Below are 7498 nucleotides of genomic sequence, written 5' to 3'. Positions count from 1 at the left end.
TGGGCGGCCATGTGGAGGGCGACGAGGGAGGAGGAGCAGGCGGTGTCCACGGTGACGGCGGGGCCCTCGAACCCGAACGTGTAAGCCACCCGGCCCGACAGGACGCTGGCCGCCGACCCCGTCATGCGCTGGCCCTCGGCGCCGCCCGCGCCGCCCTGGTCGCGGAACATGAACGTGCCCGCGTAGACGCCGGTGCTGCTGCCGCGCAGGCTGGTGGGGTCGATGCCGGAGCGTTCCAGGGCCTCCCAGGAGGTTTCCAGCAGCAGCCGCTGCTGGGGGTCCATGGCGAGCGCCTCGCGCGGGGAGATCCCGAAGAACTCCGCGTCGAACTCCGCCGCCCCCGCCAGGAACCCGCCCCGCCGCGTGTACGACGTACCGCTGCTCTCCCCGTCCGGGTCGAACAGCGCCTCCAGGTCCCAGCCCCGGTCGGCCGGGAAGTCCGAGATCGCCTCGCCTCCCGACGCCACGAGCTCCCACAGCTCCTCGGGGGAGTCGAGGCCGCCGGGCAGCCGACTGCTCATCCCGACGACGACGACCGGATCGTCGTCGCTGCTCCCGGCGACGGCAGTCGCCGTCACGGCCGTCTCACCGAGCAGCTGCGAGCGCAGATACCCGGCGACGGCGTCACCGGTGGGATGGTCGAAGATCAGGGTGGGGGACACGCGTAATCCCGTCACCGCGCTCAGCCGGTCGCGCAGTTCGACGCCGGTGAGCGAGTCGAAGCCCAGTTCCTTGAACGTGAGCTCCATGTCGACGGAGTCCACGGAGGCAAACTCCAGAACGGCGGCCACCTCGCGCCGTACCAGGTCCGCGACGGCACGCTCGCGCTCCGCCTCCGACAGCCCGGACAGGCGCCCCGCCAGGGAACCCGCGGCCTGATCCGAGCCCTGGTGGGGGGAGAGGTTCTCAAGCGAGCCGCCCCCGGGGGAGCCGTCCGCGGGGGAGCCGGAATGCCGCTCCGGGCCGTCCGTGGCGGGCTGCGCACCGGCGTCCCGCGCGCCGTCGGCGGCCGTCGCGGCCGGGTCGGAGTTCGCCGGGTGCCCCGTCGGCGGCGACAGCCAGTACGACTTGCGCTGGAAGGCGTACGTGGGCAGCTCGACCCGAGTGCCGGGGGCGGTCGACCGCCAGTCGACGGACACACCGTGGGTGTGCAACTGGGCCAGTGCCGACAGCAGGGTCGGCACTTCGGCGCGTGAGCGGCGGGCCGAGGTGACGAACAGCGCGTCCTCGGTGAGGCAGTCGCGGCCCATCGGCGCCAGCACGGCGTCCGGGCCCACCTCCAGGTAGGCGCGGACGCCCGACTCCTCGACGGTGCGCATCCCGTCGAGGAAGCGGACACTTTCGCGGGCGTGGCGCACCCAGTACTCGGCGGTGCCGATCTCCTCGGCGGAGACCGCGGACCCCGTCAGGTTCGAGACCACCGTGATCCGGGGCGCCCGGTACTCCAGTTGCCGCGCGACGTCCCGGAACGCGTCCAGCATCGCGTCCATCCGGGGTGAGTGGAAGGCGTGGCCGACCCGCAGCCGCTTGGTCTTGCGGCCCTGCTCCGCCCAGTGCCGGGCGACCTCCAGGACGGCGTCCTCGTCGCCCGCGATCACCGTCGACAGCGGTCCGTTGGCCGCGGCCACCGACACCTGCCCCTCGCGTCCCGCCAGGCCGGCCGACAGTTCCTGCACGGATGCCTGGACCGACACCATGGCGCCACCCTCGGGCAGCTCCTGCATGAGCCGGCCGCGCGCGGCCACCAGCGTGGCCGCGTCCCGCAGGGACAGCACGCCCGCGACGTGCGCCGCGGCCAGCTCGCCGACGGAGTGGCCGAGCACGGTGGAGGCAGCGACGCCCCAGTGCTCCAGGAGCCGGTGGAGGGCGACCTGGTAGGCGAAGAGCGCGGGCTGGGTGTAGCGGGTGCGGTGCAGCAGCCGGCCGTCGTCGGAGTCCGGTTCGGCGAACATCACCTCCCGCAGCGGCCGGTCGAGTTCGGGGTCCAGCAGCGTGCACACCTTGTCCAGCGTCCGGGCGAACACCGGGAAGGCCCGGTAAAGGTCCCGTCCCATGCCGGCGCGCTGGCTGCCCTGGCCGGTGAACAGGAGCGCGAGGGCACCGTCACCCGCGGTGCCGCGGACCAGACCGGGTGCCGTCTGCCCTGCGGACAGCGTCTCGAGCGAGGCCAGCAGCGCGGACCGGTCCTCGGCGAGCACCACGGCGCGGTGCTTGAAGTGCGTCCGGGTGGTGGCGAGGGAGTGGGCCACGTCCGACACCGCGAGCTCGGGGTGTTCGTCGAGGTATCCGGCGAGGCGCTCGGCCTGTGCGGCGAGCGCCTCGCCGGTCCGGGCGGACAGGGGAGCGAGGAACGGTGTGGCAGCGGCCCGCGGCACCGGCCCGGTCCTGCGAGCGGGTCGCCAGTCGGACAGGATCAGATGGCAGTTGGTGCCACCCATCCCGAACGAACTGACTCCGGCCACGACCGGGTCGTCGTCGCCGTCACCGCGCAATCGGGTCGTCCCGGTGGCGACGGCGATGCGGAGATCGTCCAGCGGTATCTCGGGATGGGGCTTCTCGAAGTTGAGGCTCGGCACCAGGGTGCCCGCGCGCAGGCACAGCGCTGCCTTGATGAGGCCGGCGATGCCCGCGGCGCCTTCGAGGTGCCCGATGTTGGTCTTCGCCGAGCCGACGAGCAGAGGACGGTCCGCGGCGCGCTCGGCGCCCAGGACCGCGCCGAGCGCGCCCGCCTCGACGGGATCGCCGACCGCGGTCCCGGTGCCGTGCAGTTCCACGAACCGCACCTCGGACGGCTCGACCCCGGCGGCGGCGCAGGCCCGCCGCAGGACGTCCTCCTGCGCGGCACCCCTGGGCGTGGTGAGCGCGCCGCCGCCACCGTCGTTGTTGACGGCACCGCCGCGGATGACGCAGTGGACGCGGTCCCCGTCGGCCACCGCCTGCCGCAGCGTCTTCAGCACGACGACCCCGCCACCCTCACCGCGCACGTAACCGTCGGCCCGCGCGTCGAAGGTGTACGTCCGCCCCTCGGGGGACAGGGCCCCGAACCGTTCCGCGACGGTGAAGCCCTCCGGAGCCAGGTTGAGGCTGACCCCGCCGGCGAGCGCGACGGTGGACTCGCCGGCGCGCAGGCTCTCGCAGGCGAGCTGGACGGCCACCAGCGACGAGGACTGGCCGGTGTCCACCACCATGCTGGGACCGCGCAGTCCGAGGGCGTAGGACAGCCGGTTGGCGATGATGCCGCGGCTGGTGCCGGTGATGGTGTGATGGGTGACTGCATCGGCGCCGTACTGGTGGACGAGTTTGGCGTAGTCGTCCCAGATCGCTCCGATGAAGACGCCGACGGGAGCCTCCCGCAGTACGCCGGGAAGGATCCCCGCGTTCTCCAGCGACTCCCAGCCCAGTTCGAGGACGAGTCGCTGCTGCGGGTCCATGGCCGCCGCCTCGCGCGGGGAGATGCCGAAGAACTCGGGTTCGAACGTGTCGACCCGGTCCAGGAACCCGGCCGGCCGGCCCGCGGCCCCGGCCCGCGGCCCGGGACGGCTCGCGGGGGCCGGGCCGACGGCGCTGTCGCCGGCGGACAGCAGCCGCCAGAAGGCCTCGGGGTCCTCAGCGCCGGGAAAGCGGCAGGCGAGCCCCACCACAGCAATGGCGTCGGAGGGCACCGAAGACCCCTCCGGGCGACCGGATCCGGGACGGATGACCATGTTCTTCGCTCTCCCTGTCGGCGAGACGGCACACGACGGGTCGGCCCGTCGTGTGCGGACGTGCGTGCGGTGACGCGTGGCGGACGTGCGTGCGGTGGCGCGGGCGGAGTGCGAGGAGAGGCCCCTGAGAGGCTCCTCGCACCGCGCCCGCGCGGATGGATCCCCGGTGTGGGTGTTACGCGTACGCGTAGAAGCCGCGGCCGGACTTCTTGCCCAGGAGACCGGCCTCGACCATGCGCAACAGCAGTCCGGGCGGCGCGTACAAGGGCTCTTTGGACTCCTCGTACATGGCCTGCGCGATCGAGACCGTGGTGTCGAGGCCGATCAGATCGGCGAGTTGCAGGGGGCCCAGCGGATGTGAGCAGCCCAAGGTCATTCCCCGGTCGACCACCTCCGCGGTCGCGAGCCCGGAGTCGACCATGCGGATCGCGGACAACAGATAGGGGAAGAGCAGGGCGTTCACTACGAACCCGGCGCGGTCCGGCGATTTGATGGCCTGCTTGCCCAGTCGGCTCACGACGAAGTCCTCGGTGACCGCGCTCACCTGAGGAGCCGTCAGGATCGAGTCGACGATCTCGACGAGAGGCAGCACGGGCGCCGGATTGAAGAAATGGATCCCGATGACGCGTTCGGGGCGGCTCGTGGCCTGGGCGAGCCGCGCGACGGAGAGCGAGGACGTGTTCGAGGCGAAGATCGCCCCCGGCGCCCGGACGATCTTGTCGAGCGACGCGAACAGATCAAGTTTGAGTGCCTCGTCCTCCTTCACCGCCTCGATCACCAAGTGACGGTCGCTCAACTCGCCGAGGTCCCGGGTGTACGTGATCCGCCGCAGCGTCTCGTCGTACTGCTCGCGGGTCATCTTCCCCTTGCCCAGAGCCCGGTCCAGTGAGCGGACCACTCGTGCGGGGCCGGTCTCGAGGGACCGGTCGGAGGAGACGGCGACCCGGACGTCGCACCCGGCCTTCGCGCACAACTCCGCGATTCCGGCGCCCATGATGCCGCTGCCGACGACACCGACCCGTTCGATGCGCTCGACGATCCCGACGGCGGTCATGCGGTCGCCCCCCAGCGCAGCAGCGAGGCACCGATGGACATGCCCCCGCCGAACCCGGCGAGCAGCACGAGGTCTCCTCGGGCCAGGGCGCCGGAGCGGTTCGCCTCGTCGAGTGCGACCGGTACCGAGGCGCTGCCGACGTTGCCGTACTTCTGGAGCGTCCGATGGGTGACCGCCCCGGTCAGTCCGGCCAGTCCGACGACCTCACCGAGCATCACGCCGTTGGCTTGGTGCGGCACGAAATGGTCCACCTCGTCCGCTCCGACCCCGATCCGGTCGGTCAGCGCTGTCAGGGCCGGCGGCACGTGTTCGGTGACGAAGTCGCGCACTCCGCGGCCGTTCATCCGGAAGTAGTGGCCGCCTTCGGCGAGGGTGCTCGCCGAGGTCGGGTTCCTGCTGCCGCCCGCCTCCACCCGGATCAGATCGTGGGCATCACCGCGGCTGACCAGGTCGGTGCCCAGGATGCCGTACGGATCGTCGACGGGCCCGAGGACGGCGGCGCCCGCGCCGTCGGCGAACAGCACGGCCGTACGCCGGTCGCCGAAGTCGAGAATCCTCGAGTACAGATCCGCGCCGATGACGAGAGCGTGCCGGTCGGGGCGGCTCCGGATCAGGCTGTGGGCCACTTCCAGGGCGTAGACGAAGCCGCTGCACACCACGTTGACGTCGAAGCACGCGGCCTGGAAGGCGCCCAGAGCGTCCTGGACCAGATACGACGTGGGTGGCTGCGGAAAGTCCCCGGTCGAAGTGGACACGATCAGGTAGTCGATCCGGTCCGCGGTCAGCCCCGCCTGCTCCAACGCCCGGTTCGCCGCGTGGATCGCGAGGTCCGAGGTGGCCTCGTCCGGGGCCGCGTAGCGTCGCGAGACGATCTGCGTCTTGCGCTCGATCCATTCGGCGGTGACGCCGACGCGGGCGGCGACCTCCGCGTTGCTCACTTCTTCCTTGGGCAGATAGGAGCCGGTCGCTATGATGCCGGTTCGTTTTCCTGTCACGTCACGCAGCCCTTTCCTGGGACTTCGCACGTTCGGAGGGTGTGTCACGGCCGGTGCCGCGCAGCGGATTCAGCCGCTCGACCCCCAGGGCGGACCGCGTCTCGGGGTCGGTGACACCGAGGCCCTCCTCCGGGGCCAGGCACAGGACGCCGACCTTTCCGATGTGCTTGTTCTGCTGGACGAGCCTGGCGGCCTCGGCAACCTCGGCCAGCGGAAACACCTCTGAGAGGACGGGGGACAGACGGCCCAGCCGCACCAGTCGGTTGCATTCCCACTGTTCCTGGAGATTCGCGGCGTGGCTGCCCACGATGCGTTTGAGGTTCATCCAGAGATAGCGGTTGTCGAACTGGTGCTGATAACCCGTGCTCGAACCACAGGTGACCACGGTTCCGCCGCGGCGCACCACGAATACGGAAATACCGAATGTGGCCTGCCCGATGAAGTCGAAGACTACGTGCGGATCCTCGCCCACGGCTGCTCTGATGGCCCGGCCGAGCCGCTTTCCCATTTCGATGGTGCGATCCGGCGTGAGTGCGTCGTCGCCACTCAGGCCGATCTCGTTGCGGTTGATCACGACATCGCAGCCGAGAGAGCGCAGGATGTCGGCTTTCGCTTCCGAGCTGACGACACCGACGGGTATTCCGCCCGCGTTCTTGACCAGTTGTACGGCGAATGCCCCGAGACCACCGGTCGCCCCCCAGATCAGGACGATGTCGCCCTGCTTGATGCGGGCCCCGTTGTCACTGACGAGCATGCGGTAGGAAGTGGCGGCGGTGAGCATGACGCCCGCCGACTCCTCCCAGGTCAGATGGGCGGGCTTGGCGAGCAGCTGGCTCGCCCGGACCACGGCGTAGTGCGCCAGCCCGCCGAAGTTGGTCTCGTATCCCCAGATGCGCTGGCCGGCGCCGAGCATGCCGTCGGCGTGCGTGGCCGGTTCCTGGTCGTCCACCTGGACGCAGCTCACCACGACGTGGTCACCGGGACGCCAGCGGCGAACCCCCGCCCCGACACGCACGATGACCCCCGAGGCGTCGGAGCCCAGGACGTGGTGGGGCAGGTCGTGGCGTGCCGCGTATCCTCCCTCGCGGCCGAACCGGTGCAGGAAGTCGAAGGTGGGGACCGGCTGGAACGTCGCCGACCACACCGTGTTGTAGTTGATCGAACTCGCCATCACGGCCACCACGACTTCATCCGGCGCGAGGGCGGGCATGGGAACGTGGTCGACGTGGAGGGATTTCCGCACGTCCCTTTCGGAGGCGCCGTCGAACATGTGCAGGTCTTCTGCTCGCAGATGCGCGGCGAGATAGCTGTCGGGGAGATCGAACTCCTCGATTTTCTCCGCGTCGACCCCTGCCCGGAGCGCTTCGGTCAACGCATCCATGCCAACCCCTTCCGTTGGGTGCCGCAACGCCGGATACGTTACGCATGCGTTCACGGCGGGCCGTACCCTTAGCCGCCCCCTATACAGCACCCCGCAAGGGTGGGGGACGGGCTCCGATAGGGGTTTGTGTAAATCAAGAGTTACGCGAGCGGATGCCTGTCGGTGAGTGCGCTGGTCTTCCCTTCACAGCCAGTGCTGTGATGGCGCTCACACCCCTATTCCGCCCGCGGGCGGACCCGGTCCAGCCCTCGGTTGCACAAGGATGAGAGCTCATGGACCTGTTGAACACGCTGGTGGACAAGGGGCTTCGGCGCGAGCTGCCGACCCGCGAGGAGGCGCTGGCCGTGCTGGCCACCTCCGACGA

At 70.7% G+C, this 7498-nt stretch carries 4 protein-coding genes; all 4 read right to left on the bottom strand.

Going from position 1 to position 7498, the window contains the following annotated elements; genetic code table 11:
• Positions 1 to 3662 (bottom strand): type I polyketide synthase (locus tag ACIRP7_RS45445; protein WP_403672912.1); only part of this gene is annotated, 3662 nt, incomplete at its 3' end.
• A gap of 217 nt (positions 3663 to 3879) precedes the next feature.
• Positions 3880 to 4758 carry a 3-hydroxybutyryl-CoA dehydrogenase gene (locus ACIRP7_RS45440; RefSeq protein ID WP_403672909.1) on the bottom strand — a complete coding sequence of 293 codons (879 nt, stop codon included), beginning with the start codon at positions 4756 to 4758 and terminating at the stop codon, positions 3880 to 3882.
• On the bottom strand, positions 4755 to 5753 hold the full coding sequence (locus ACIRP7_RS45435; RefSeq protein WP_403672906.1) for a 3-oxoacyl-ACP synthase III family protein: 999 nt from the start codon (positions 5751 to 5753) through the stop codon (positions 4755 to 4757). The genes ACIRP7_RS45440 and ACIRP7_RS45435 overlap by 4 nt, the downstream gene beginning before the upstream one ends.
• A 1-nt stretch (position 5754) precedes the next feature.
• Positions 5755 to 7134 carry a crotonyl-CoA carboxylase/reductase gene (gene ccrA / locus ACIRP7_RS45430; protein WP_403672903.1) on the bottom strand — a complete coding sequence of 460 codons (1380 nt, stop codon included), beginning with the start codon at positions 7132 to 7134 and terminating at the stop codon, positions 5755 to 5757.
• Positions 7135 to 7498 lie beyond the last annotated feature (364 nt).

Origin of the sequence: Streptomyces sp. NPDC102270, from assembly GCF_044766405.1 — a bacterium.
GTDB lineage: Bacteria > Actinomycetota > Actinomycetes > Streptomycetales > Streptomycetaceae > Streptomyces.
The sequence above is the reverse complement of the archived record's forward strand: the minus strand, read 5'-3'. Positions and strand labels throughout refer to the sequence as shown.